This window comes from Pseudomonas sp. CGJS7, from assembly GCF_036961695.1.
On record NZ_JBAMDI010000001.1, the window covers coordinates 51510 to 76100 of the forward strand.

Consider the following 24591-nt stretch of genomic DNA (forward strand, 5'->3'; position numbering starts at 1 on the left):
TGACGCGCCGTGGCCCGGCTCGCCCGCGAGGTGCAACATGAGCTACCAGATCGCACTGAATTTCGAAGACGGGGTTACCCGTTTCATTGAGGCCACCGGTCAGGAAACCGTGGCCGACGCCGCTTACCGCCAAGGCATGAACATTCCGCTGGACTGCCGCGACGGCGCTTGCGGGACCTGCAAGTGCAAGGCTGAGTCCGGTCGTTATGACCTTGGCGACAACTTCATCGAAGACGCCTTGAGCGAAGACGAAATCGCCGAAGGCTACGTGCTGACGTGCCAGATGCGTGCCGAAAGCGACTGCGTCATCCGCATCCCGGCTTCGTCGCAGCTGTGCAAGACCGAGCAGGCCACTTTCGAGGCCGCCATCAGCGATGTGCGCCAACTATCGGTCAGCACCATTGCCCTGTCGATTAAGGGTGAGGCCCTGAGCCGTCTGGCCTTCCTCCCGGGGCAGTACGTCAACCTCAAGGTGCCGGGCAGCGAGCAGAGCCGGGCCTACTCGTTCAGCTCGCTGCAGAAGGACGGCGAAGTCAGCTTCCTGATCCGCAACGTACCGGGTGGGCTGATGAGCAGCTTCCTGACCAACCTTGCCAAAGCCGGCGACAGCCTGAGCCTGTCCGGGCCGCTGGGCAGCTTCTACCTGCGGCCGATCCAGCGCCCGCTGTTGCTGCTGGCCGGTGGTACCGGGCTGGCACCGTTCACCGCGATGCTGGAGAAGATCGCCGAGCAGGGCAGCGAGCACCCGCTGCACCTGATCTACGGCGTGACCAACGACTTTGACCTGGTCGAACTCGACCGCCTGCAAGCGCTGGCGGCACGTATCCCCAACTTCACCTACAGCGCCTGCGTCGCCAACCCGGACAGCCAGTACCCGCAGAAGGGCTATGTCACCCAGCACATCGAGCCACGCCACCTCAATGACGGCGATGTGGATGTGTACCTGTGCGGCCCGCCACCCATGGTGGAAGCGGTCAGCCAGTACGTGCGTGATCAGGGCATTACCCCGGCCAACTTCTACTACGAGAAGTTTGCGGCGGCGGCCTGACAGCCCCTCTGCTTCAAAGCAATACGCCGACCCTGTGGGAGCGGACGAGCCCGCGAAGCAGGCTGCGCGGTGGATGGCACGGGCTTCGCCCGTGTTCGCGGGCAAGCCCGCTCCCACAGTGATCGCGCAGCCTTTCCGACTTTGAGCAAGACAATTGCTGCCACAGGGTCTCTCGCGAACTGGAGATTTACATATGAACAACAGATTCCAAGGCAAGGTTGCCCTGGTCACCGGTGCCGCCCAAGGCATCGGCCGTGGCGTGTGCTGGCGGCTGAAGGCTGAAGGCGCGCAAGTGGTGGCGGTAGACCGTTCCGAGCTGGTCCACGAACTGGCTGGCGAGGGCATGCTCACCCTCACCGCCGACCTGGAACAACACGCCGATTGCGCCCGGGTCATGGCCAGTGCGGTGGAAACCCATGGCCGCCTGGACATCCTGGTCAACAACGTGGGCGGCACCATCTGGGCCAAGCCCTTCGAACACTATGAAGTCGAGCAGATCGAGGCCGAGGTGCGCCGCTCGCTGTTCCCCACCCTGTGGTGCTGCCACGCCGCGCTGCCGTACATGCTCGAACGTGGCAGTGGCGCCATCGTCAATGTCTCGTCCATCGCTACCCGCGGCGTCAACCGTGTGCCTTACGGCGCAGCCAAGGGTGGCGTCAACGCGCTCACTGCCTGCCTGGCCTTCGAAACCGCCGGCCGGGGCATCCGCGTCAACGCCACTGCGCCCGGCGGCACCGAAGCACCGCCCCGGCGGGTACCGCGCAACAGTGCAGAGCAGACCGAGCAGGAAAAGCGCTGGTACCAGCAGATCGTCGACCAGACCCTCGACAGCAGCCTGATGCACCGCTACGGCAGCATCGACGAGCAGGTGGGGGCCATTCTGTTCCTCGCGTCCGACGAAGCCTCGTACATCACCGGCGTGACCCTGCCGGTAGGAGGCGGCGACCTGGGCTGAACCGCAACCTCAAGGCAAAAGCTTTCTTCCACAACAAAAACAAGAGCGACAGATGCCATGCGAACCCTTGATGTACACCCGATCATCGACAATGCGCGCTTTACCCCGTTTCACTGGATGGTCATGGCCTGGTGCGGCCTGCTGCTGATTTTCGACGGCTATGACCTGTTCATCTACGGTGTGGTACTGCCGGTCATCATGAAAGAGTGGGGCCTGACCCCGCTGCAGGCTGGTGCATTGGGCAGCTATGCGCTGTTCGGCATGATGTTCGGCGCCCTGGCCTTCGGCAGCCTGGCCGACCGCATCGGGCGCAAGAAGGGCATTGCCATCTGTTTCGCCTTGTTCTCGGGGGCGACCATCCTCAACGGCTTTGCCAGCAGCCCGAGCGAGTTTGGCATCTACCGCTTCATCGCCGGCCTGGGCTGTGGCGGCCTGATGCCCAACGCCGTGGCACTGATGAACGAATACGCGCCCAAGCGCCTGCGCAGCACGCTGGTGGCGATCATGTTCAGTGGCTATTCGCTGGGCGGCATGCTGTCGGCAGGTGTCGGCATCTTCATGCTGCCGCGTTTTGGCTGGGAGTCGATGTTCTTCGCCGCAGCGGTGCCTCTGCTGCTGTTACCGGTGATTCTTTACTACCTGCCTGAATCCATCGGCTTCCTGGTGCGCCAAGGCCGTATCGAGGAAGCACGCACACTGCTCAAACGGCTGGACCCGGACTGCGATGTCCAGGCCGATGATGTGCTTCAGGCGGCCGACCGCAAAGGCAGCGGCGCTTCGGTGCTGGAACTGTTCCGCAATGGCCTGGCGATTCGCACCCTGGCCCTGTGGGTTGCGTTCTTCTGCTGCCTGCTGATGGTCTACGCACTGAGTTCCTGGCTGCCAAAACTGATGGCCAACGCCGGCTACAGCCTGGGCTCAAGCCTGTCATTCCTGCTGGCACTGAACTTTGGCGGCATGGCCGGGGCGATCCTCGGCGGCTGGCTGGGTGACCGCTACAACCTGGTCAAGGTGAAGGTGGCGTTCTTCATTGCCGCCGCACTGTCGATCAGCCTGCTGGGGGTGAACAGCCCGATGCCGGTGCTGTACCTGCTGATCTTCATTGCCGGCGCCACCACCATTGGTACGCAGATTCTGCTGTACGCCGGCGCTGCGCAGATGTACGGCCTGTCGGTGCGCTCTACCGGCCTGGGCTGGGCCTCGGGCATTGGCCGTAATGGCGCCATCGTCGGCCCGCTGCTGGGCGGTGCGCTGATGGGCATCAACCTGCCACTGCAACTCAATTTCATCGCCTTCGCCATCCCTGGCGCCATCGCCGCGCTGGCCATGGCCGTGCACCTGGCCAGTGGTCGGCGCCACGCCCAGACCCTGGCGGCGCAGGCCTGAACCGAACAGAACAAGACGAGGTAACCCCCATGACCGTGAACATTTCCCATACTGCCGAGGTACAGCAGTTCTTCGAGCAGGCCGCAGGCTTTGGTAATGCGGCCGGCAACCCACGCCTCAAACGCATCGTGCAGCGCCTGCTGCAGGATACCGCGCGGCTGATCGAAGACCTGGACATCAGCGAAGACGAGTTCTGGCACGCCGTCGACTTCCTCAACCGCCTGGGCGGTCGCGGCGAAGCCGGGCTGCTGGTGGCGGGGCTGGGCATCGAACACTTCCTCGACCTGCTGCAGGATGCCAAGGACCAGGAGGCAGGGCGCGTTGGCGGTACTCCACGCACCATCGAAGGCCCGTTGTACGTGGCTGGCGCACCGATTGCCCAAGGTGAAGTGCGCATGGACGATGGCAGCGAGGAGGGCGTGGCCACGGTGATGTTCCTGGAAGGCCAGGTGCTGGACCCGCACGGACACCCGCTGCCGGGTGCCACGGTCGACCTGTGGCATGCCAATACCCGTGGTACCTACTCGTTCTTCGACCAAAGCCAGTCGGCGTACAACCTGCGTCGGCGCATCGTTACAGATGCCCAGGGGCGCTACCGTGCGCGCTCCATCGTGCCATCGGGCTATGGCTGCGACCCGCAGGGGCCAACCCAGGAATGCCTGGACCTGCTGGGCCGTCATGGCCAGCGCCCGGCGCATGTGCACTTCTTTATCTCGGCGTCAGGGTACCGGCACCTGACCACGCAGATAAACCTGTCGGGGGACAAGTACCTGTGGGATGACTTTGCCTATGCCACACGGGATGGGCTGGTCGGGGAGGTGGTGTTCGTCGAAGGGCCGGAGGGTCGGCATGCCGAGCTGAAGTTCGACTTCCAGTTGCAGCAGGCCCAGGGCGGTGCCGATGAGCAGCGCAGCGGGCGGCCGCGGGCTTTGCAGGAGGCCTGATCCACCGCGTGGGCTGTTTCGCGGGCATGCCCGCTCCCACAGGTGAAGCCTGTGCAGTCGTTGTTGGAGCGGGCATGCCCGCGAAACAGCCAACACCCAAACAAGAGCCCGCCACAAAGGCCGGCCGCTGGCTTGCGAGAAGCTTCATGAATACGCTGATCAAGGACTGCTCTGTGTCGGCCATCGTCGCTGGCAGCATTGCCACGACGATCTCCTACGCCGGCCCGTTGGTGATCATTTTCCACGCCGCCGAAGCGGCCGGCCTGTCGCACCAGCAGTTGTCATCCTGGGTCTGGGCCGTGTCCATGGGCAGTGCGGTGCTCGGTGCGCTGCTCAGCCTGCGCTACCGCGTGCCGGTAGTGATTGCCTGGTCGATCCCGGGGTCGGCCCTGTTGGTCACCGCCTTGCCGCAACTGGGCCTGGAGCAGGCCGTGGGTGCCTACCTGGTGGCCAACCTGGTCCTGCTGCTGATCGGCATCAGCGGGGCCTTCGACCGCATCATCGCGCGCCTGCCGGGCTCTATCGCTGCCGGTATGCAGGCCGGGATCCTGTTCAGCTTTGGCATCGAAGTGTTCCGCGCCTTGCCGGTGCAACCGCTGCTGGTACTGGCGATGTTCGTCACCTACGTGCTGATGCGTCGGGTGCAGCCGCGCTATGCAGTGGCTGCGGTGCTGGGCGTGGGCATGCTGGTGACCGTGGCCAGCGGTACGTTGCGCAGCGAGGCACTTGTGCTGGAACTGGCCTCACCTCAGTGGATCACCCCCCAGTTCAGCCTGGCGGCGGTATTCAGCCTGGCGCTGCCGATGGTGCTGGTGGCGCTGACCGGGCAATTCATGCCGGGTATGGCGGTACTGCGCAACGCTGGCTACCCCACGCCGGCCAGCCCGCTGATCAGCGCCAGTGCCCTGATCGGAGCGCTACTGGCGCCGTTCGGTTGCCACGGGCTGAACCTGGCGGCGGTTACCGCCAGCCTGTGCACCGGCCATGAGGCCCATGAAAACCCGCAACGGCGTTATGTGGCGGCGGTGGCTGGCAGTGCGTTGTACCTGCTACTGGGCATTGCCGGGGCCACCTTGATGTCGCTGTTCGCCGCCTTTCCCGCCGTACTGATCGCTGCCCTGGCCGGTTTGGCCCTGTATGGCGCCATCAGCGAAGCCTTGGTCCGCAGCCTGGCAGAACCGGCCGAGCGCGACGCCGGGCTGTTCACCTTCCTGGTCACCGCTTCGGGGGTGGCTTTTCTGGGCCTGTCGGCAGCGTTCTGGGGGCTGCTGTTCGGCCTGCTGGCGCACGCGCTGCTGAGGCTGCGCCAGCCACGTGCCCGGGAGGTGCTGCGCCGTACCCCATGAACTGCCGTGTTTCCAACGCTTTACCCATAAAAACAAGATCAAGAGAGCTTCGGAATGAACCACACCCCTTGCGTTGCCCTGGGCCTGACATTGCTCAGCCAGCCACTGCTGGCTGCCGAAGGCGGCTTCTTCGAGGACTCGAAGGCCACCCTGAGTGCCCGTAACTACTACTTCAGCCGCGATTTTTCCGACATTGTCGGGGCCAACAAACAGTCCAAGGCCGAGGAGTGGGCCCAGGGTTTCATCCTCGACTTCAAAAGTGGCTACACCCCGGGCCCCGTCGGTTTTGGCGTGGACGCCCTGGGCTTGCTGGGCATCAAGCTGGACAGCAGTCCAGACCGCACCAACACCGGCCTGTTGCCGGTGCATGGCGACGGCCGCGCTGCCGACGAGTACAGCCGCCTGGCGCCGACCTTCAAGGCCCGGATATCAAAAACCGAACTGCGTGCAGGTGAACTGCAACCGAACCTGCCGGTGCTGACCTTCAGTGATATTCGCCTGTTGCCACCCACCTATCAGGGCGTGAGTTTGAGTTCGTCGGAAATCGACGGGCTGACTATGCAGGCCGGGCACTTGAAAAGCACCCACCTGCGCAACGAAGGTGGCGACGGCAAGATGAACGCGATGCTCGGCCATGTGCCGATGCGACAGGCCGAAAGCGACGCGTTCAACTACGTGGGTGGGGATTATGCGTTCAATGCCAACCAGAGCAGCGTCAGCCTTTGGTACGGTCAGCTGGAGGACATCTACCAACAAGGCTTTGTTGGCCTGAAGCACAGCAAACCCGTCGGCGACTGGGTACTCAGCGCCAACCTGGGTTATTTCACCGCGCGTGAGCAAGGCGATGCGCTGCTGGGCAACATCGACAACCAGGCGTTCTTCTCGCTGTTCACTGCCCGGCATGGCGGGCACAGCTTCCATGCCGGCTACCAGGGCATTTATGGCGATAGCCCGTTCCCACGGGTATTCGCCAACATCTCGCCGTTGGGCAACGAGGTGCCGACCTATGAGTTTGCCTACACCGACGAACGCTCGTACCAGGTGCGTTACGACTACAACTTCGCCGCCATGGGCGTGCCGGGCCTGACAGCGACCGTGCGCTACATAACCGGTAACAATGTCGATACCGGGCTGGGTTACGAAGGGCGTGATCGCGAGCGTGATCTGGATATCGGCTATGCGGTGCAGAGCGGGGCACTGAAAGGGTTGGGGATACGGGTGAGGAACGCCATGGCGCGCTCCAACTACCGCAGTGATATCGACGAGAACCGCCTGACGCTGGTGTACACCTGGCAGCTGTTCTGAGCCATCCAGAAGAATTGCGCATCAGGGGTGTATGGGGGTAGCGTGCGGAAACGACTCTTTCAGGAATCCCCACCTTGGACTCCATCACCCAAGCCGTACTTGGCGCGGCGCTGCAAGGGACCGTGCTCGGGCGCATCCAGGGCCGACGCTCGCTGCTGTATGGTGCAGCACTGGGCACGCTGCCGGACCTGGATGTGATCATTCGCTATGCCGACCCGGTGTCGCAGATGACTTATCATCGCGGCTTCTCCCACTCGTTGTTCGTGCTCACCGGCCTGGCCTTGCTGTTGGCCTGGCTGGTCAACAGGCGCTGGCCCGGCAAGGGGTATACCTTGCCCAGGCTTTTTTTGGCGTTCTGGCTGGTATTGGTAACCCATCCGGTGCTCGACGCCTTTACGGTTTACGGCACGCAGTTGTTCTGGCCTTTGCACACCACCCCGGAAAGCTGGGCGGCGGTGTTCATTATCGACCCGGTCTACACCGTGCCGCTGCTGGCTGCGGTGGTCTTCACCCTCATGAAGGGCGTGACCCGCAGCGCTACCCGCCTGCTGACCATGGCCCTGGTGTTCAGTACCTGCTACCTGGGTTTCGGCCTGGCGGGGCGCATGGCTGCCGAACAGCGCTTCCAGTCGGCACTGGACCAGCAAGGTATCGTCGTGAGCGAGGTGCGTGCCGTGCCGATGGCATTCAACAGCCTGGTCTGGCGGGTGCTGGCCAAGACCCCGGATGGCGATTACTACGAAGGCATCAGCAGCGTGCTCGACCAGCAACCACCCGAAATGCAACGCTTGTCGCGCAACCTGGAACTGGCGCAAGCACTGAACGATGACCCGTTGCACCAGCGCTTGCGCTGGTTCACCAATGACTGGCTGCGTTATGACCAGATTGGCGACGCACTGGTGGTCACCGACCTGCGCATGGGAATCCCGGGGAATTACACCTTTCGCTTCAACATGGCTCAGCGCGATCATCAAGGGCAGTGGATGGTCGGTGTGCCTTCGGCGTGGCGAGGCAGCGGGCCTGGCTCGCTGTTCAACGCTCAAGAGCTGATGCTTATCTGGCGACGCATTGTCGACCAGCAGCCGCCGCTGCCGCTGGCTAACTGGACAGATCGCTACCTCTGGCAAACCGAAGCTGCAAGGCAGCCCCAATAGATCAGGAACCTTGCATTGCCTGAAATTGCACCCATCTATGGCGGTTCGATCAGCGTCAGGAAAACACCATGGAACCCAATCGCTTCGGCGACATCGCCGCCTTCGTCAGCGCCGCGAAGGCCGGCAGCTTCACCGCCGCTGCTGCCAGCCTGGGCCTGACCCGTTCGGCGGTGGGCAAGAGTATCGCCCGCCTGGAGGCCCGCATGGCGGTGCGTCTGCTCAACCGCACTACGCGCAAGCTGAGCCTGACCGATGAAGGCCTGGTGGCGTTCGAGCGCTGGCGGCAGATTCTGGATGACCTGGACGAGGTCGAAAGCACCATGGCCCTGCGCCGGGGCAAGCCCACTGGCACCCTGCGTCTGACCGCGCCGTTGTCGCTCGGGCAGCGCCATGTCCTGCCGGTCCTCGACCAGTACCTCAAGCAATGGCCCGAACTGCGGGCGGATATCCGCTTCACCGACCGTTTCGTTGATCTGGTCGAAGAGGGTGTGGACGTCGCCGTGCGCATCGGTGCACCCAAGGAAGATTCGCAATTGCTGACGCGCACCGTCGCCTGGCAGCAGTTCGTGACCTGTGCTTCGCCTGCGTATCTGGAGAAGCGCGGTGTACCGCAGATGCCCGGCGACCTCTATGGCCATGACAAGATCGCCTTCCTGGCGGGCGAGAAGGCCATGCCCTGGCGCTTTCACACAGAAGCGGGGCTGCACCTGTGCGAAGATCCCGGGCGGCTGAACATCGACAGTTCCGAAGCCATGCTTGACGGCGCCCGGGCCGGTTTCGGCCTGATTCACCTGCCTACCTATATCACCGGTGACGACCTGCGCGCTGGCAATCTGGTGGAAGTACTGCACGCCTACCGCCCCCCGGCAGACCCCATTCGCATCGTCTACCCAAGCAAGCGCCACCTGTCCCCTCGGGTACGCGGCTTCATCGACTTGTTGGTGGCCAGCTGGGAGCCAGGCGTGCCTTGGGAATACTGATTGGGGAATGCCAGGCCCCTATGCCGGGCCTGAAACTGGGTTTATCGCTGGCGGCGCAGCATGGAAACTGGCAGCCACTGATAATCCCTCTGGAGACCCCATGACTGCACTGTCCGTACTGGATCTGGTCATGATCGGCGAAGGCAAGACCTTCGCCGACGCGATCGAAGAATCCCGCCAGCTGGCGCGGCATGTCGAGCAACAGCACTACAGCCGCTACTGGATCGCCGAGCACCATGACATGCCGGGCATTGGCTCGGCTGCCACGTCGCTGGTGATCAACGAAATCGCCAACGCCACCCGACACATTCGTGTGGGTGCTGGCGGCATCATGCTGCCCAACCATGCGCCGTTGGTGGTGGCCGAACAGTTTGGCACCCTCGATACATTGCACCCAGGCCGTATCGACCTGGGCCTGGGCCGTGCGCCAGGCACGTCCGGGCCGACCGTGCGGGCATTGCGCGGCGCCGCGCCAGAGCGTGATTTCAGCCAGGACATCGCCGAGCTGCGTGATTACCTGGCGGATAACGGCAAACGCCGGGTGCGCGGCGTACCGGGTGCGCACGATGTGCCAGTGTGGATCCTCGGTTCCAGCCTGTTCGGTGCTGACCTGGCGGCGAAGCTGGGCCTGCCTTATGCCTTCGCCTCGCACTTTGCCCCGCGTTACCTGCTGCAAGCCATTGCCCATTACCGCGCCAACTTCCAGCCTTCCGCGCAACTGGCCAAACCCTATGTGATGGTTGGCATGAACCTGTTCGCCGCTGCCAGCGATGCTGAGGCGCACTACCTGGCCAGCTCCCACCGCAAGTGGATGCTGGACCTGCATGTCGGGCGCTTTGGCTTGCTGCCCAAGCCGCAAGAGGGTTACATCGAACGCTTGCCGGACCACGAGCGCGCCGTGCTCGATCAGGTGATGGCCTGCACCGTAGCCGGAGGGCCCGAACGGGTGAGGGAAGGGCTGCGCTCGCTGATCGAGCAGACCGGGGCGGACGAGCTGATGATCGACTGCCGCATCCATGACCCCCTGGCGCGGCAGCGGTCACACGCCTATGCCGCGCAGGCGCTGGCTGAACTGGGCTGACACGACAAAAAACGGGCGCCCGCAAGAGCGCCCGTTTTTGCATCAAGCCTGCTTCAGGAACGGATAATCCGTATACCCTTCAGGCCCATTGGCATAATCGAACTTCGCCCGGTGCTCATTCAGCGGCGCTTGCAGCCGCAGACGCTCCACCAGGTCGGGGTTGGCAATGTAGGCGCGCCCGAACGCCACGGCATCGATCAAACCCCGCCCGATGAGGTCTTCGCCTTTCTCGGCGGTGTAGGCACCGGCCGCGATGATCACCCCGGGGTAGGCGGCGCGAATGGCCTGGCGGAACTCGTCACGCAGTGGCTTGCCACCGGCCCAGTCCGGCTCGGACAGGTGCAGGTAGGCGAGGTTGCGCTTGGCCAGTTCGCGGATCAGGTACAGGCCGGCGGCTTCCTGGTCTTCGCCATTGTCCACACCATTGAAACCACCCAACGGGAACACGCGAATACCGACTCGGTCGGCGCTCCAGTTGGCAATGGCCGCGTCCACCGCCTCCAGCACAATGCGCGCACGGTTTTCAACGCTGCCGCCGTAGCGGTCTTCGCGCTGGTTGGCACTGGGGGTGAGGAACTGGTGCAGCAGGTAACCGTGGGCGGCGTGCAACTCGATGAAGTCGAAGCCGGCTTCACGGGCGTTGAGCGCGGCCTGGCCAAAGTCTGCGACGATGCCAGCGATCTCCGCTTCGCTGAGCGCCCGGGGGGCGGAGGTTTCCACGCGCGTCAGGTTGCCTTGCGCGTCACGCAGGGTGGTGCGTGCATCTGCCGGCAGTGCCGAAGGGGCCACGGGTGCCTTGCCGCCAGGTTGCAGGGAGGTATGCGACACACGCCCGGTGTGCCACACCTGCACGGCGCTGTGGCCGCCATCGGCATGGATGCCTTCGTTGATGTGCTTCCAGGCAGCGATCTGTTCGGCGCTGTGAATGCCGGGCGAGCCCGAATAGCCCTTGGCCTGGAAGGAGATTTGCGTGGCTTCAGTGATGATCAGCCCAGCACTGGCACGCTGACGGTAGTACTCGGCCATCAGCGCGGTGGGTACATCACCCGGCTCCAGGCTGCGCAGGCGGGTGAGGGGGGCCATGAATACGCGGTTGGGCAGGGTGAGTGGGCCGATTTGCAGCGGTTGCAAGAGTTTCATTGCAGCTCCAGAGGTGGAAAACCAATGGTGCGCACGATACCGGGGTGATTGGGGAAAGGGGGGACCGGGAGCCCGGCTCAGGGCTCCCCAATGCGTCAGCTGCGTGCCAGCCGCCCACTCACATAATGCGCCACGTCATTGAAGCCCGGCGTGGACGCATGCCCTGGCGTTACCAACGAATCGATGAATGCCTCATCCTCCGCGGTAATCTTCACCGCCAATGCGCCGCCATAGGTATCCCACTGCTCCTCGGTCCGCGGCCCGACAATCGCGGAACTGACCCATTGGTTATTCAACACCCAGGCAATGGCGAATTCGACAATACCCACCCCCTTGGCCTCTGCATACGTCTGAATCTGCCGGGCAATGGTCAGCGACTCCTGGCGCCACTCCACTTCCATGATGCGTTTGTCCTGCCGCCCTGCGCGGCTACCGGCATCCGGCACCGCGCCCGGCGCATACTTGCCACTGAGCACGCCCCGGGCCAGCGGGCTGAAGGGTACGACGCCCAGACCATGGGCGGCGGCGGCCGTGAGCTGTTCGGGCTCGGCCTGACGGTTGACGATGTTGTACAGCGGCTGGCTGACTACCGGCCTGGGCACACCGAGGCGCTCGGCAACATGGCAGACCTCGGCAATGCGCCAACCACGGAAATTGGACACCCCCCAGTAGCGGATCTTGCCCTGGCGCAACAAGTCGCCAATGGCCTGCACGGTCTCTTCCAGCGGTACCCTGTGGTCTTCGCGGTGCAGGTAGTAGATGTCCAGGTAGTCCATGCCCATGCGGGTCAGCGTGGCATCCACGGCATTGAAGATGTGCTTGCGCGACAACCCGCTGCGGTTAGGCAGGCCGTCGGCCGGGCCGAAACCGACCTTGCTGGCGACGATCCAATCATGGCGATGGCGCGCCACGGCTTCACCGACGATTTCTTCCGAGCGCCCGGCGTTGTACACGTCGGCGGTGTCGATGAAGTTGATGCCTTGGTCCCAGGCCTTGTCGATGATGCGCAGGGCATCCTCGGTACTGGTCTGCTCGCCGAACATCATGCTGCCCAGGGTAAGGGCGGAAACCTGCAGGCCACTGTGGCCGAGGGGGCGGTAGATCATGCGCGTGGGTCCTTATGCAGTCGGCTGACCTACCTGTTTTACACACAACCGGGAAGCATTGAAAGGCGCCCCTCAGCCAATGAGCGCCAAAGCCTCCTGCAGGCTCAAGGGGCGCTTCAGGCGTTGCGACAGCGTTGCCATGGCATCGGAGTAACCCTTGGCGATAACGGCCTCGACGCGCTCATCCACACACTGCAGGGCAACGAAATCGCCTTTTTCCGGCTCACCGACGAATTCGATGCGGTTCCAGTCCCTGGCATGGCCTAACACTTCATAGGTACGGCCATGCTGGTAGGTCCAAAAGAACGGTACATCGGCATAACGGCGTTGTTCGCCAAGCATGTTGGCGGCGGCGATAACCCCGTGTTGCTGGGCCAGGCGCCAGTGCTCGATGCGCACCGGGCGCCCCGTGAGCGGGAACGTGGCGATGTCACCGGCGGCCCACAAACCGTCGGCTGCGCGCATTTCTGCGTCGACCCTCACCGATTTGTCTTCGCCAAGCGGCACGCCTTGAAGGAACGCGGTGGCGGGCTTTACCCCGGTGCCGAGCAGCACCAAGGGGGTCTGCAGCCGTTCACCATTGGCCAGTTGCACCGCTTCGACCTTGTCCAGGCCTTCGATCCGCTCGACCTCGGTGGGGCCGTGGAAGGTGATGCCTTTTCGTTCATGCAGCGCGCGAATGCAGCGCCCGATCCGCTCGCCCAACTGTCGGGCCAGAGGGACTTCGTGGCGCGAGACCACGTGCACCTGCAAGCCATACTTGCGCAATGCCGAGGCTGCCTCCAGGCCGATGAAGCCATCACCGACGATGACCACCGGTTGGCCAGGCTCGGCTGCGTCGAGCAACTGTGCAGCATCTTCCAGCGAGCGGAGGGTGAACACCCCGGGCAAGTCGGCACCGGTAATGTCTGGGCGCAGTGCTTTACCGCCGGTTGCCAGCAGGCAGGCGTCGTAATCGATCTGCTGACCATCGGCGAGGGTGACCTGGCGCTTCTGGCTGTTCAGGGTGCGCACCTTGCCGTACTTGCGCTCCAGCTGGCCCTTGCGCAGGGCGTCGGCTTCGAGCAGCGCGGGGACCTCATCGGGCGGCATCTGCCCGGCAATCACGAATTTGCTCAGTGCTGTGCGATCGTAGGCCGGCTGGCGCTCCTGGTCGATCCATACCAGCCTGCCCGCGAAGCCATGAGCCAGCAGCGTGGCGACGGCGGCGCTGCCGGCGGCCCCGGCGCCGACCACCACAAAACAGCGGGCATCGCTGTGCCTGGGCGGTTCGGTTGCCGACAGGGGCTGGTCATCGACCCAGACTTCATCGCCCTTGATCCACGCCTTGTAGCGGCGCAGGTCGGCGAGTGCAGGCGGCTCACAAACCACGCCGTCGTCAACGGCGAACGCAGCTTTGTGCCAAGGGCAGACCAGCAGGCCACCGCAGACTACGCCTTCGTCGAGTGGGGCCCCGGCATGGGGGCAGTTGCCCTGATAAGCGTGTACCTGCTCCCCTTGGCGGACGAGGATGAGTTCTTCGCTACCGGCCTGCACGCGCAGGGGGCGGTGTTCGTCGAGCTGGGCCAAGCGGGCCACGGCGTACTGGGTCATGGGGGCTTCTCCAAAGGGGCCTTTGGAACCATTTGACGCCTGGGGCGAGAAGGGGATGCGTTGAGCTGACGATCGGTGGAGGGTGTCGATTGGGTGTGGCTTGGGTGGGTCTCTTTGCAGGCTTGCCCGCGCCCACAGGCTTGAAAACCTGTGGGTGTGGGCAAGCGGCCAATGCCTCAACTCGCCCGTGCAGTACTCAGCGAACCCGCTCGTGTTACACGCAAGGCCACCAGGCTACCCAATACGATCAACGCCGCGAGCGAATACAGTGCGGCATCGGTTGAGCCGGTCTGGTCCTTGATGAACCCGACCAGGTACGGGCTGAGAAACCCCGCCATCTGGCCTACCGAGTTGATGATCGCCAGACCTGCCACGGCGGCTCCGGCACTGAGCAGCGCAGTCGGCATTGGCCAGAACATCGGCAAACCGGTAAGCGCGCCCATCGTGGCGATCGACAAGCCAAGAATGGCAATAGTCGGGTTGCCGGCGAAGTTCACCGCAATCAGCAGGCCGACGGCGCCCATCAGCATTGGCACCACCAGGTGCCAGCGGCGCTCGTTGCGCAGGTCGGCCGAGCGCCCGCAAAGGATCATGAACACACCCGCCAGCAGGTACGGGATGGCGCTGAGCCAGCCGATCAGCAGCGGGTTGTCGAAGCCCATGCTCTTGATGATCGAGGGTAGCCAGAAGTTGATCGCGTACACGCCGCTCTGGATGCAGAAGTAGACGAAGCCGAAGGTCCAGATCAGCGGGTTGGTCAACACGGCCAGCACGCTGTCGCTGGTGGTGTGCGGTTTGCTTGCGGCATCGGCCTGCAGGTCGGCCGCGATCAGCTGACGTTCAGCCGGGCTCAGCCAGGCAGCTTTCTGGTAGCCGTCACTGAGCAGGAACACCGCTAGTACGCCCAAGGCCACGGTCGGCAGGCCCTGGATCAGGAACATCCACTGCCAGCCGGCCAGGCCGTGCTGGCCGGCGGCGAAATGTTCGAGGATCCAGCCGGAGAACGGCCCGCCAAGCAGGCCCGATACCGGGATCGCCGACATGAAAAGGGCCATGATGCGGCCGCGCCGGGCCGCCGGGAACCAGCGCGAGAGGTACAGCACCACACCCGGGAAGAAGCCGGCTTCGGCAGCGCCGGTGAGCAGGCGCAGGGTGTAGAACTCGGCAGGGGTAGTGACGAACAGCAGGCAGGTGGACAGGCTGCCCCAGGCGATCATCATCAGCGCGATCCAGCGCCGTGGGCCGAAGCGGTTGAGGGCCAGGTTGCTTGGCAGGCCACACAGTACGTAGCCGATGAAGAAGATGCCGGCGCCAAGGCCGTACACCGTTTCGCTGAATTTCAGGGCGTCGAGCATCTGCAGCTTGGCAAAGCCGACGTTGACGCGGTCCAGGTAGTTGAACAGGTAGCAGATGAAAATGAACGGAATCAGCCGCAAGGTGATACGCCGGTACAGCGCGTTGCGGGTGGTGTCCGTGCCTTGGTCAGGGGCGGGGCTGTGTGCCATGATCGGGTTCTCTGTTGTTATGGTTTTCGCCGCGTCGCCTGTTCCGGCGCTCGCCCTGACGAGTCTCGGGGACTGCGGCCAGCCTGTCTTTGTGCTTTTGCACAGCGCTTGGCCCAGGCTGCTGTGCCCGAGCCCAAAAGCCAAACACCTAAAGGAACACGCAATGTTCGAACTCGACCATGACCTGGCGCAGGATATCGTTGACCGGGCAATGGCCATCTTGCCTTGCAACGTCAATGTCATGGACAGCCAGGGGTTGATCCTGGGCAGCGGTGAGCCGGAGCGCATCAACACCCGTCACGAGGGCGCGCAGCTGGTCTTGGCCAATGGCCGGATCGTCGAACTGGATAGCGACGCGGCCAAGTGCCTGAAGGGCGTGCAGCCCGGCGTGAACCTGCCATTGATGCTCGATGGGCGGCTGATGGGCGTGCTGGGCCTGACTGGCGACCCGCAGCAGGTGCGCACCTATGGCGAGCTGGTGCGCATGACCGCCGAAATGCTGCTGGCCCAACGCAATTTACAGGCTGACCAGCAATGGCGAAGGCAGCGCTGTGACGACCTGCTGGCGCTACTGCTCGGCGGCAGCGGTAACTCCCCGCGCTTGCTGGACGAAGCCCGTCAGTTGGGCCTGAAACCTCAGCTACCGCGGATACCGTGCCTGTTCGAGATTACTTCCGGGCCACCTGCCGAGGCGCTGGCCGCATGGTTGATGAGCCGTTATCCGGATAGCTGGTGCGTCAGCCCGGCTCGCCAGTCGTTGCTGTGGTGCCGCCCGGCAGGCGTGGCCCTGGATGAACTGCGCCTGCTGGAACGCCTGCAACGCCACGGCTGGGACATTGAGCGAATGGCGCTGGGTAGTGCAGCGCAGAGCCTGGAGCAGTTACGCCGTGGTTACCGCCGGGTGCGTGACTTGCTGGCCTACGGCCGCGAGGTATTGCCCAGCGAACGATTGCTCAGCCTGCAGCGCTACCGGCTGCCGGCGCTGCTGTGGCGCCACCGTAACGACGACGCGCTGGACGAGCTGCTGGAGCCGTTGCAGCGCATCCGCGCCAAGGACAGCAGTGGCCAGTTACTCGCCACCCTGCGCGCCTGGTGTGCCCATGACGGCCAGAGCCAGTCCTGTGCCGATGCCCTGGGCATCCACCGCAACAGCCTGCGCTATCGACTGGAGCGCATAGCCGAGCTGGGTGAGGTCGACCCGCTGCGCCTGGAAGGGATGCTCAGCTTGTATCTGGGGTTGCAGCTGTTGCCAGCTGACTGAAGTGTTCACTTGCCGGCGATTGCGCCAGAACAGGCAAAAAGGCATCTGCCCAAACAACCCGGCCGGCGTTTTGTGCATTTGACCGAGGTCACCTTGGCTGCCACCTGTCAGCATGCCGCTCATCAGGACAGGAGAAACCCCATGAAGATCGTCATTGCCCCCGACTCGTTCAAGGACAGCCTCGACGCTGCCGGTGTCGCCCGCGCCATCGCTGCGGGCCTGAGCGAAGCGTGGCCGGAGGCTGAACTGGTCGAGTGCCCAATGGCCGACGGTGGCGAAGGCACCGTGGAGGTGATCCTGGCCGCCAGCCGCGGTGAATTGCGCCGCCAGACCGTGCGCGGGCCATTGGGGCAGCATGTCGAGGCTGGCTGGGGCTGGTTGCCGCAAAGTCGCACCGCAATCATCGAAATGGCCCAGGCCAGTGGCCTGCAACGGGTGCCAACCGGCCAGCGCGATGCTTGCCGCAGCAGCACCTGGGGTACCGGTGAACTGATTGCCGCAGCCCTCGACGCCGGCGCCCGGCGTGTGGTGCTGGCCATCGGCGGCAGCGCCACCAACGATGCCGGCAGTGGCATGTTGCGAGCACTTGGCCTGCGCCTGCTGGATGCTGACGGGCAAGCGCTGGAAGAGGGCGGCCTGGCCTTGGCCAAGCTGGCCCGTATCGACGCCAGCGGCCTCGACCCGCGCCTGGCCGGGGTGCAGTTTGAAGTCGCGGCGGATGTCGACAACCCCTTGTGTGGCGCCAACGGCGCATCGGCCATCTTCGGCCCGCAAAAAGGTGCCAACCCGCAGCAAGTGGAGGCGCTGGACCACGCGCTGAATCATTTTGCCGACCATTGTGCGCTGCTGTTGGGCGAGGATGTGCGCGATTACCCTGGTTGTGGCGCGGCCGGTGGCATGGGCTTCGCTGCCCGGGCATTCATGGACGCGCAGTTCCGCCCCGGGGTGGAAGTCGTGGCTGAGCTGGCTGGCCTTGACGCCCTGGCGCAGGGGGCAGATCTGGTGGTGACGGGCGAGGGGCGTTTCGATGCCCAGACACTGCGCGGCAAGACGCCGATGGGGGTGGCACGGGTTGCCAAGCGCCATGGCGTGCCGGTGGTGGTACTGGCCGGGAACTTGGGGGAGGGGTATCAGCAGTTGTATGCCCATGGGGTCGACGCTGCATTTGCCCTGGCCAGCGGACCGATGAGCCTGGAGCAGGCGTGTGCAAATGCTGCCGAGCTGTTGCAGGCCAGGGCCTGTGATATCGGTCGGCTGTGGCGCTGCGCGAAGCGAGGCTGAACACCCTGTAGAAATGGCCTTATTGCTGCGTCTCGAACATGGCAATGAAGTTGGCCAGCGCTGGCGAAGCATTCTGGGCGCTCCATTTCATGTACAGCCCAAGCCCTGGGGCGGGCTGGTCATCGATAGGGCGGATCGGGCAAAACCGCACGCGTTCGCGTGGGGTCGAGCGGACGAACGACTCCGGCACCAGGGCCACGCCAAAGCCGCAGGCCACCAGACCCAGCAGGGTGTGGATCTGCGCCGCCTCCTGCACGACCTTGGGGTAGAACCCGGCCGACTCGCACAGCGCAACCAACTGTGCGTGGTAGCCCCCGCCCAGCGCTTGCGGGGTGAACACGAAGTCCTCATCGGCAAACTCGCGCAAGTCGACGGCCTCGTGCCGCGCCTTGGGATGGCTGGCGGGCAGCGCCATGACGATCTGCTCATCAAGCAGCAAGCGAGCCTCCAGGGTGCCGGCCGGCAGCGGTAGCCTGCGCATGAAGCCGATGTCCGCCTCACCGGCCAGCAAGGCCTTGGCCTGAGAGGCAGATGGCATCTCGCGGATGGTCAGCTGTACGTTTGGATAAGTCTCCCGAAAGCGGCGCAAGCGGTTGAGCAGCGAATCGTAATAAGCGATGGAAATGGCCGTGATGGTCAGTTTGCCGCTGCCCCCCGCAGAAACGTTGCGCGCGTACTCGATCCCTTGTTCCAGTTCAGCAAGCGTGCGGTAGGCGGTATCGAGAAACGCTGCACCCGCTGCGGTCAGGCGCACCCCGCGCTTGTTGCGCAGAAGCAGGCCGAAACCGAGCTTTTCCTCGAGCCGGTTGATCGCCTGGCTCAGCGGTGGTTGCGCCATGTGCAGGCGCTGGGCGGCCTTGTGAAAGTGCAGCTCTTCGGCCACGGCGATGAACTGCCTGAGCAAGCGTGTTTCGATCATCCAGCATTCCTGCAGCGTGGCGACTCGGCGGTGATATCCATGGGATATCAAAGTTGCATGCTTTTAATATTAAGTCATTGATTTTTTTGTTGATATCGTAAGAAAGGAGAATTGAAGGTAGCCAGAAATGCCCGTTACTCACCTGGCCGGTGCGCTGTGCCATCCCACTGATTGCACCTTGCGCGCCAGCAATAGCCAGCACATCGCCACGCGCTTCAACGAACACAGCAGTGTCAGCCACCCTCGGGACCTTGGCCGTGTGCAGGTGGCCGAGCGCTGGAGCCGCATCAAGGAATGCAGTTACGTGCCGGTCAAAGTGGCCAACACGCGCGCGGACCTTGGTGAAAGCCTGGTCTGGGATGAACGCAGCGGCGTGCTGTACTTTGTCGATATCTCTGGCGGGCGCATCAACGGCCTGACACCCGATGGCGAAGTCGAGTGCCTTTACGAGTCTGCCGCGCGCATTGGCGCCCTGGCGCTGACCGACCGGGGCAACCTGATTTTCACCGAGGATGCCAGCGTGGCCCTCTTCGATGTGCCAACGCGCAAGGTGAGCCAGCATTCGGCATCGGTCCATCCGCGCTCGACTTACCGCTTCAACGATGGCGCCTGCGACCCACAGGGACGCTTCGTCACTGGCCTGATGGACGAGGCCCTCAGTGGCAATACCGGGGCGCTTTTTCGCTTTGACTGGCAATTGAGCGACCAGGTGATCCACGATGACATGGGCTTGCCCACCGGCCTTGCCTGGTCGCAAGACGGCCATACGGTGTACTTCGTCGATTCGGCGGCGCGTGCGATCTACCGCGCCGAGTACCTCATCGAAGGCCGGCTGGGCGCTGTCACGCTGTTTGCCGAAACCCCCGCCGAACTGGGGCGGCCGGATGGCCTGGCGCTGGACCGCGAAGGCGGGCTGTGGGTGTGCCAGTACCATGGCAGCTGCCTGCTGCGCTACGACCGCCACGGGTACCTGACCGACCAGGTGTTGATGCCAGTACCGTGCCCCACCAGTTGCTGCTTTGGCGGGCCCGGGATGAACACCTTGTACATCAGCACCGCGCGTTACGACATGACGCCAGAAGACCTGCACCATTATCCGGACGCTGGCGACCTGTATGCCATCCGCCCGGAAACGGGCGGCGTCGCCAGGCACAGCTTCAAGGAATAAGCGGTTGCACCTGACTGGCCGGTAGCACGGCCAGTTCGCCAAAACGCTGCGCCGAGTCGATGTAGCGCAGCGCCGACTTGGCGTCTTTCCAGCCCACATAGCTCATCAGCGACTTCAGTTCCCAACCATTGGCCGTGGCCCAGGTGGCGAAGCCACGCCGTAGCGAGTGGCCGGTATACAGCGCCGCCGGCACCCCGGCGCGTTCCAGCATGCGCCGCAGCAGGCCGACCAGGCTGTTGCTGTTGAGCGCGCTGTCGCCAAGGTTGCCCCAGCGGTCGAGTTTGCGGAACACCGGCCCATGGGCAATACCGGCGACTTCAAGCCATTGCAGGTAGGCAGTGACAGGGCACAAGGCCTTGAGGGCAGGGGTGCGGTGCTGTACGCCCAAGGCTTCGCGGTCGCCCTTGCTGCGCGGCAGGAAAAGCGTGATGCCGACACCGGCTTGTGCCTGGATGTGTTCGATGCGCAGGCGTGCCAGCTCATCGCCGCGAAAACCACGCCAGAAACCCAGCAACAGCAAGGCGCTGTCACGGCGAGCCCGGCGCAGGGCTGCCAAATCATGATGCTCGCGGGCTTGTCGGGCTTCTTCTTCGAAACACGTCACAGCGGTTTGCAGGTGTTGCAGCAACAGCGGGGCGGCCTGTTTGGGTGGCGTCGGGTGCAGGGTGCGGATGCCGCGTAGCACCTGACGCACCAATGGCGCCTTGGTCGGATCGGGGAAGCCTTGGGCGACGTGCCATTGGCTGAGCGCGGCCAGGCGTTGGCGCAGGGTACTGACTGCATGCTGGTCGGCGTGATCGGCCAGGTAGCGGGCGATACTCTCGGCGGTGGCCGGGAGAAAGCCGCCCCAATGGCTCTCGAAGTGCTCGATGGCGGCCTGGTAGCTGCGCCGGGTGTTGTCACGGGTGGCGGCGCGAAGGTAGCGCTCGATATCGGTCATGGTGCGGGTGTCGGTGTGTGATCGGTACACGATAAACCGAAATGCGTTGCCTGTCCTTGCCCAACGCCCTCGGCAAGCCTGCCGTTGCGCTCAGTACACGCATGCCTTGTCCTCGATACCGTTGAAGGGCGGGTAAGCCCACAGCTGCGGCAGCGACAGTGGCCGGCTGAAGTGGTAGCCCTGGGCGATATCGCAGCCGGCAAGCTTCAGGTACACCACCTGTTCACGGGTTTCCACCCCCTCGGCCACCACTTCCAGGCCCAGGCGCTTGGCCAGGATGATGGTGGAGGACACGATTGGGCTGTCGTCATGGCTGTTGGACAGCGCCGCGATCAGCGAACGATCGATCTTCAGCTTGCTCAGGGGCAGTGAATGCAGGTGGGCAAAGCCGGCGTAACCACGGCCAAAATCGTCCAGACTGATACCCAGACCTGCGCCGCGCAACGTATGCAGGTGCGCCACCGCCGTGCCTTCGGGGTCGAGGATGGTGGTTTCGGTAATTTCCAGCTCCAGCTGCTGAGGCGCGATGCCATGATGCTGCAACTTGCTCAGCAGCCGGTCAGCAAAGTCGGCTTGACGCAGTTGCAGGGCGGAGACATTGACGGCCAGCCGTGTCTTGCGGCCTTGGGCATCCCAGCTCGACAAGGCTTCACAGGCCAGCTGCAGTACTTCCCAACCCAGCTCGACTATAAAGCCACTGCGCTCGGCCAGGTCGATGAAGCGGTCCGGGTACAGCAGGCCGAACTCGGGGTGATCCCAACGCACCAGCGCCTCGTAGCCCTGCACCTGGTGGGTGTCGAGGCGCATCTGCGGCTGGTAGTGCAGCACGAACTGGCGCTCGGCCAAGGCACTGCCGAAGGCCTGTTCAAGGGTGAACGCCTGGATATCGGCCAGGTTCAGCGAGGGGTCGAAAAAGCGATACTGCGCGCGCCCTGCCTGCTTGGCCGAGTACATGGCCGCATCGGCACTGCGTATCAGGCTGTCGATGTCCTGGCCATCACGCGGACAGATGCTCACCCCTACACTGGGGCTGGTGTTGACCTCTTGGCCATCCAGGGCGTAGGTGGCCGACAGTTTCTGCACCAGTTCGTGGACCCAGGCGTTGATCTGCTCCTCGCTGCGCTCACCGGCCAGCAACACCACGAATTCGTCGCCGCCAAACCGCGAAGCTTCGTCGCCGGGCTCCAGCAGGCGCTGGATACGCCCGGCCACAGCCTGTAGCAGCAGGTCACCAATCTTGTGGCCGAGCGAGTCGTTGATCGACTTGAAGCGGTCCATGTCGATGAACAGGATCGCCATCAGTCTGCGCTTGCCACGTTGCCGAGTCAGCACCTGACTGGCCACTTCGACGAACTGGCGGCGGTTGTGCAGGCCACTGAGGTGGTCGGTGGCGGCGGCGTGGCTGCTGCGCCGGTGTTCGTCCTCCAGGCGCACGATCAGCTGCTGATTGACTTGCTGGGCATGTTCCAGCGCGTCGAACGCCTCCTGGCGTTTGCGCAGCAGGCGCAAGGTCCATAGCAGGCTGGCCAGGATCATCAGGGTCATGCTCAGGTTCAACCAGAACTGCCGGGAATAGGCCAGCGTCGAGGGTGCGAGGATTTCTGCCTGGCGCTGGCTGACCACCACGCTGAAGCCTTGCTCAGGTACACGGCGGTACACGCTTTGGTAGGCATCACCCGCTACGTACTGGGTCAGCATGCCCGCTTCGGTGTCTAGCGCCGGCAGCGGGGGCTGCAATAGGTCGCCGGCAGTCACCACGCCGCTGTTGTCGATGCGCAGCCGCTCCAGGCCGTCATCCTGCAGCAGACGCACCAGGCCACTGTTGCCCAGGTCGATAGGCTGGAACAGCACCGCCAGGTAGCCGACGTCCAAGTGCACCAGCAAAATGTTGTCGATTTCCCGGCCGGTCGAATTGGTCAACGGCAGCAGGAAGGGCAGGCGCCAAGTGGGCAGGGCAGCGGTTTGGCTGACAGGCTGAATGCTCGGCAGGAAAGGTTTGAAACCGTAGCGGTCAATGTGCCGCTGCAGTTGGCGCAACCAGTCTGCCGGCAACTCGGCGGCCTCATCGGTATGGCTGGCCGCTAGCAGCCGGCCTTGTCGGTCGTACAGGCTCAAGCGCTTGAACACTGGGTCTGCTGCCAGGCTGAGGTTGCCTTGGCGCCGCGCTTTCATGTCGTCCTGGGTCACACGACCCACCGCCTGGGCGCGGTCGACAAGCTGTCGCAGGTTTTCGCCCACGATGCTGGCCAGGTTCAGGTGCTCGATGGCCTTGGCCGACAGTGCATTCTGTCGGGCGGTGGCTTTCTGGGTGACGTGCAGCCCCCAGAGAAACGCCAGGGTCGCTGCACAGAGCATCAGGATCAGCAGTCGCAGAAGGCTGGTGGAGGAAAGCGAACGGCGAATCACTGCTGATAGTTCCCGACCCTGGGTGATGCTCGGAAAATACGACAATAAGATGACAGTCTGATGACTGGTGGCTAATAGCCTTTAGGGGATTTCCCTATTAGCCATGGGTGTTTGCAGGCGAGCCGTTTCCTCTTCGAGGTAGCTCATCAATGCGCTAACTTCGGCATCGCCCAAGCGCATGTTGGGCATGGCCAGGCGGTTGTATTGTTCGAACAGCAGCATGGCCAAGGGGTCTTTTTCGGCCAGCATCTGGTCGGGCACCTTCAGCCAGCGGACCAGCCAGTTGGCGTCACGCTGACGGGTCACGCCCAGCAGGTCGGGGCCGATGCCTGGCTGGCCTGGCTCGGTGTTGCCCACGGTATGGCAGGACGAGCAACGGGTACGGAATATCTGCTCGCCGCTGCTGGGTGAGCGGATTTGCGGAGCCTCAGCGTAGTCATTGCTCATGGCGCTGGCCTGCTTCCAGTTGTGCAGGCTGTTGCCCAGGCGGTCTGCGAGGATGTACGGGCTTTCGAAAGGCGAGGCTTTCATCCAGCGGCCGGTGGCCTGGTTGCCGATGATGAGGCTCAGGTTGTGGTCTTTGGAGCGGCCGTTTTCCAGGCCATCGATCCACAGCCCCAGGCTGCGGCGTAGTTGCTCGATGTCGTCGGGTTCGCCGGTCAGCAAGGTCCAGCCTGGGCCGATGCCGAACTTTTCGGCATAGCGCTTGAGGGTGGCGGGGGTGTCGTTATAAGAGTCGATGCTGATGGAGTAGAGGAAGATGTCTTTGCCGACCCGGTCACCGAGGATTTTCTGTACCTGGCGCAGGCGCGCGGTTTCCACTGGGCAGGAATCGGAGCAGCCGGTAAAGATGAAGTTGATGGCGACCACCTTGTCCTTGATCAGGTCGTCGAAGAAATGCACTTTTTCGCCATCCTGGGTGAGCAGGGGGATGTTGGGGAAATAGCTGGCCCCCCAGGGAGAGGCCGCTGCTTCGGCCACCGTTCGTTGGGGTTGCAGCGGCCAGAACGGCATGCTGGCGGCGAACAACGCGAGTACCAGCAGGAATCGCCATGAGCCGGGCATGATGGGGT

General features: G+C 63.8%; 20 protein-coding genes. 12 read left to right on the forward strand and 8 right to left on the reverse strand.

The features are described from left to right. Nucleotides 1–37 precede the first annotated feature (37 nt). From benC to V7787_RS00270, 9 genes are all read left to right on the forward strand, one after another. Entirely contained in the window at nucleotides 38–1048 is a 1011-nt protein-coding gene (benC, locus tag V7787_RS00230) for a benzoate 1,2-dioxygenase electron transfer component BenC (RefSeq protein WP_336084671.1), read from the forward strand. Between the two features lie 193 nt (nucleotides 1049–1241). Further along, a complete protein-coding gene (locus tag V7787_RS00235; RefSeq protein ID WP_010954051.1) occupies nucleotides 1242–2003 on the forward strand; it encodes a 1,6-dihydroxycyclohexa-2,4-diene-1-carboxylate dehydrogenase in 762 nt (253 codons plus the stop codon). Nucleotides 2004–2060: 57 nt separating this feature from the next. Further along, nucleotides 2061–3389 (forward strand): MFS transporter, encoded by a 1329-nt coding sequence (locus V7787_RS00240; protein WP_064491966.1) that lies wholly within the window; start codon nucleotides 2061–2063, stop codon nucleotides 3387–3389. 29 nt (nucleotides 3390–3418) lie between these two features. Then, nucleotides 3419–4333 (forward strand): catechol 1,2-dioxygenase, encoded by a 915-nt coding sequence (gene catA / locus V7787_RS00245; protein WP_336084676.1) that lies wholly within the window; start codon nucleotides 3419–3421, stop codon nucleotides 4331–4333. Between the two features lie 146 nt (nucleotides 4334–4479). Further along, complete coding sequence (locus V7787_RS00250; RefSeq protein ID WP_336084678.1) at nucleotides 4480–5679, forward strand: benzoate/H(+) symporter BenE family transporter; 1200 nt, start codon at nucleotides 4480–4482, stop codon at nucleotides 5677–5679. 54 nt (nucleotides 5680–5733) lie between these two features. Further along, on the forward strand, nucleotides 5734–6984 hold the full coding sequence (locus V7787_RS00255; RefSeq protein WP_047602859.1) for an OprD family porin: 1251 nt from the start codon (nucleotides 5734–5736) through the stop codon (nucleotides 6982–6984). A 74-nt stretch (nucleotides 6985–7058) separates the two neighbouring features. Continuing rightward, nucleotides 7059–8138, forward strand: coding sequence for a metal-dependent hydrolase (locus V7787_RS00260; RefSeq protein ID WP_336084681.1), 1080 nt, complete (start codon nucleotides 7059–7061; stop codon nucleotides 8136–8138). Between the two features lie 68 nt (nucleotides 8139–8206). Continuing rightward, nucleotides 8207–9118, forward strand: coding sequence for a LysR family transcriptional regulator (locus V7787_RS00265; RefSeq protein WP_064491971.1), 912 nt, complete (start codon nucleotides 8207–8209; stop codon nucleotides 9116–9118). Between the two features lie 100 nt (nucleotides 9119–9218). After that, a complete protein-coding gene (locus tag V7787_RS00270) occupies nucleotides 9219–10199 on the forward strand; it encodes an LLM class flavin-dependent oxidoreductase (protein ID WP_064491972.1) in 981 nt (326 codons plus the stop codon). Nucleotides 10200–10241: 42 nt separating this feature from the next. Here the strand turns inward: V7787_RS00270 and V7787_RS00275 are convergent, their stop codons facing one another. From V7787_RS00275 to V7787_RS00290, 4 genes are all read right to left on the reverse strand, one after another. Continuing rightward, nucleotides 10242–11339 carry an alkene reductase gene (locus V7787_RS00275; RefSeq protein ID WP_064491973.1) on the reverse strand — a complete coding sequence of 366 codons (1098 nt, stop codon included), beginning with the start codon at nucleotides 11337–11339 and terminating at the stop codon, nucleotides 10242–10244. 95 nt (nucleotides 11340–11434) lie between these two features. After that, nucleotides 11435–12445 (reverse strand): aldo/keto reductase, encoded by a 1011-nt coding sequence (locus V7787_RS00280; RefSeq protein ID WP_064491974.1) that lies wholly within the window; start codon nucleotides 12443–12445, stop codon nucleotides 11435–11437. Between the two features lie 72 nt (nucleotides 12446–12517). Next, entirely contained in the window at nucleotides 12518–14038 is a 1521-nt protein-coding gene (locus V7787_RS00285) for an FAD-dependent oxidoreductase (protein ID WP_064491975.1), read from the reverse strand. Nucleotides 14039–14214: 176 nt separating this feature from the next. Continuing rightward, nucleotides 14215–15543: an MFS transporter gene (locus V7787_RS00290; RefSeq protein ID WP_134697726.1), complete on the reverse strand. Its 1329-nt coding sequence runs from the start codon at nucleotides 15541–15543 to the stop codon at nucleotides 14215–14217. 163 nt (nucleotides 15544–15706) lie between these two features. Between V7787_RS00290 and V7787_RS00295 the strand changes: the two genes are divergently transcribed. Further along, a complete protein-coding gene (locus V7787_RS00295; RefSeq protein ID WP_336084691.1) occupies nucleotides 15707–16804 on the forward strand; it encodes a sugar diacid recognition domain-containing protein in 1098 nt (365 codons plus the stop codon). A 141-nt stretch (nucleotides 16805–16945) separates the two neighbouring features. After that, on the forward strand, nucleotides 16946–18085 hold the full coding sequence (locus V7787_RS00300; RefSeq protein ID WP_336084693.1) for a glycerate kinase: 1140 nt from the start codon (nucleotides 16946–16948) through the stop codon (nucleotides 18083–18085). 19 nt (nucleotides 18086–18104) lie between these two features. Here the strand turns inward: V7787_RS00300 and V7787_RS00305 are convergent, their stop codons facing one another. Further along, nucleotides 18105–19004: a LysR substrate-binding domain-containing protein gene (locus V7787_RS00305; RefSeq protein WP_336084695.1), complete on the reverse strand. Its 900-nt coding sequence runs from the start codon at nucleotides 19002–19004 to the stop codon at nucleotides 18105–18107. Nucleotides 19005–19131: 127 nt separating this feature from the next. Here V7787_RS00305 and V7787_RS00310 point away from each other — a divergent pair, with 127 nt between their 5' ends. After that, nucleotides 19132–20172, forward strand: coding sequence for an SMP-30/gluconolactonase/LRE family protein (locus V7787_RS00310; protein ID WP_064491980.1), 1041 nt, complete (start codon nucleotides 19132–19134; stop codon nucleotides 20170–20172). Here V7787_RS00310 and V7787_RS00315 read toward each other — a convergent pair. The 3 genes from V7787_RS00315 to V7787_RS00325 all read right to left on the reverse strand — a co-directional run bounded on the left by V7787_RS00315 (nucleotide 20162) and on the right by V7787_RS00325 (nucleotide 24583). After that, nucleotides 20162–21112, reverse strand: coding sequence for a site-specific integrase (locus V7787_RS00315; protein WP_064492095.1), 951 nt, complete (start codon nucleotides 21110–21112; stop codon nucleotides 20162–20164). The two genes, V7787_RS00310 and V7787_RS00315, sit on opposite strands and share 11 nt — an antisense overlap. A gap of 90 nt (nucleotides 21113–21202) precedes the next feature. Continuing rightward, nucleotides 21203–23518 (reverse strand): putative bifunctional diguanylate cyclase/phosphodiesterase, encoded by a 2316-nt coding sequence (locus V7787_RS00320; RefSeq protein ID WP_064491981.1) that lies wholly within the window; start codon nucleotides 23516–23518, stop codon nucleotides 21203–21205. Nucleotides 23519–23599: 81 nt separating this feature from the next. Next, nucleotides 23600–24583, reverse strand: a complete 984-nt coding sequence (locus V7787_RS00325) for an SCO family protein (RefSeq protein WP_336084699.1) — start codon at nucleotides 24581–24583, stop codon at nucleotides 23600–23602. Nucleotides 24584–24591: the final 8 nt, after the last annotated feature.

Excerpts from the sequence above, each read along its gene's own strand:
- benC (WP_336084671.1), top strand. The coding sequence starts at position 38 with ATGAGCTACCAGATCGCACTGAATTTCGAAGACGGGGTTACCCGTTTC.
- V7787_RS00235 (WP_010954051.1), top strand. The coding sequence starts at position 1,242 with ATGAACAACAGATTCCAAGGCAAGGTTGCCCTGGTCACCGGTGCCGCC.
- V7787_RS00240 (WP_064491966.1), top strand. The coding sequence starts at position 2,061 with ATGCGAACCCTTGATGTACACCCGATCATCGACAATGCGCGCTTTACC.
- catA (WP_336084676.1), top strand. The coding sequence starts at position 3,419 with ATGACCGTGAACATTTCCCATACTGCCGAGGTACAGCAGTTCTTCGAG.
- V7787_RS00250 (WP_336084678.1), top strand. The coding sequence starts at position 4,480 with ATGAATACGCTGATCAAGGACTGCTCTGTGTCGGCCATCGTCGCTGGC.
- V7787_RS00255 (WP_047602859.1), top strand. The coding sequence starts at position 5,734 with ATGAACCACACCCCTTGCGTTGCCCTGGGCCTGACATTGCTCAGCCAG.
- V7787_RS00265 (WP_064491971.1), top strand. The coding sequence starts at position 8,207 with ATGGAACCCAATCGCTTCGGCGACATCGCCGCCTTCGTCAGCGCCGCG.
- V7787_RS00270 (WP_064491972.1), top strand. The coding sequence starts at position 9,219 with ATGACTGCACTGTCCGTACTGGATCTGGTCATGATCGGCGAAGGCAAG.
- V7787_RS00275 (WP_064491973.1), bottom strand. The coding sequence starts at position 11,339 with ATGAAACTCTTGCAACCGCTGCAAATCGGCCCACTCACCCTGCCCAAC.
- V7787_RS00280 (WP_064491974.1), bottom strand. The coding sequence starts at position 12,445 with ATGATCTACCGCCCCCTCGGCCACAGTGGCCTGCAGGTTTCCGCCCTT.
- V7787_RS00285 (WP_064491975.1), bottom strand. The coding sequence starts at position 14,038 with ATGACCCAGTACGCCGTGGCCCGCTTGGCCCAGCTCGACGAACACCGC.
- V7787_RS00290 (WP_134697726.1), bottom strand. The coding sequence starts at position 15,543 with ATGGCACACAGCCCCGCCCCTGACCAAGGCACGGACACCACCCGCAAC.
- V7787_RS00295 (WP_336084691.1), top strand. The coding sequence starts at position 15,707 with ATGTTCGAACTCGACCATGACCTGGCGCAGGATATCGTTGACCGGGCA.
- V7787_RS00300 (WP_336084693.1), top strand. The coding sequence starts at position 16,946 with ATGAAGATCGTCATTGCCCCCGACTCGTTCAAGGACAGCCTCGACGCT.
- V7787_RS00305 (WP_336084695.1), bottom strand. The coding sequence starts at position 19,004 with ATGATCGAAACACGCTTGCTCAGGCAGTTCATCGCCGTGGCCGAAGAG.
- V7787_RS00310 (WP_064491980.1), top strand. The coding sequence starts at position 19,132 with ATGCCCGTTACTCACCTGGCCGGTGCGCTGTGCCATCCCACTGATTGC.
- V7787_RS00315 (WP_064492095.1), bottom strand. The coding sequence starts at position 21,112 with ATGACCGATATCGAGCGCTACCTTCGCGCCGCCACCCGTGACAACACC.
- V7787_RS00325 (WP_336084699.1), bottom strand. The coding sequence starts at position 24,583 with ATGCCCGGCTCATGGCGATTCCTGCTGGTACTCGCGTTGTTCGCCGCC.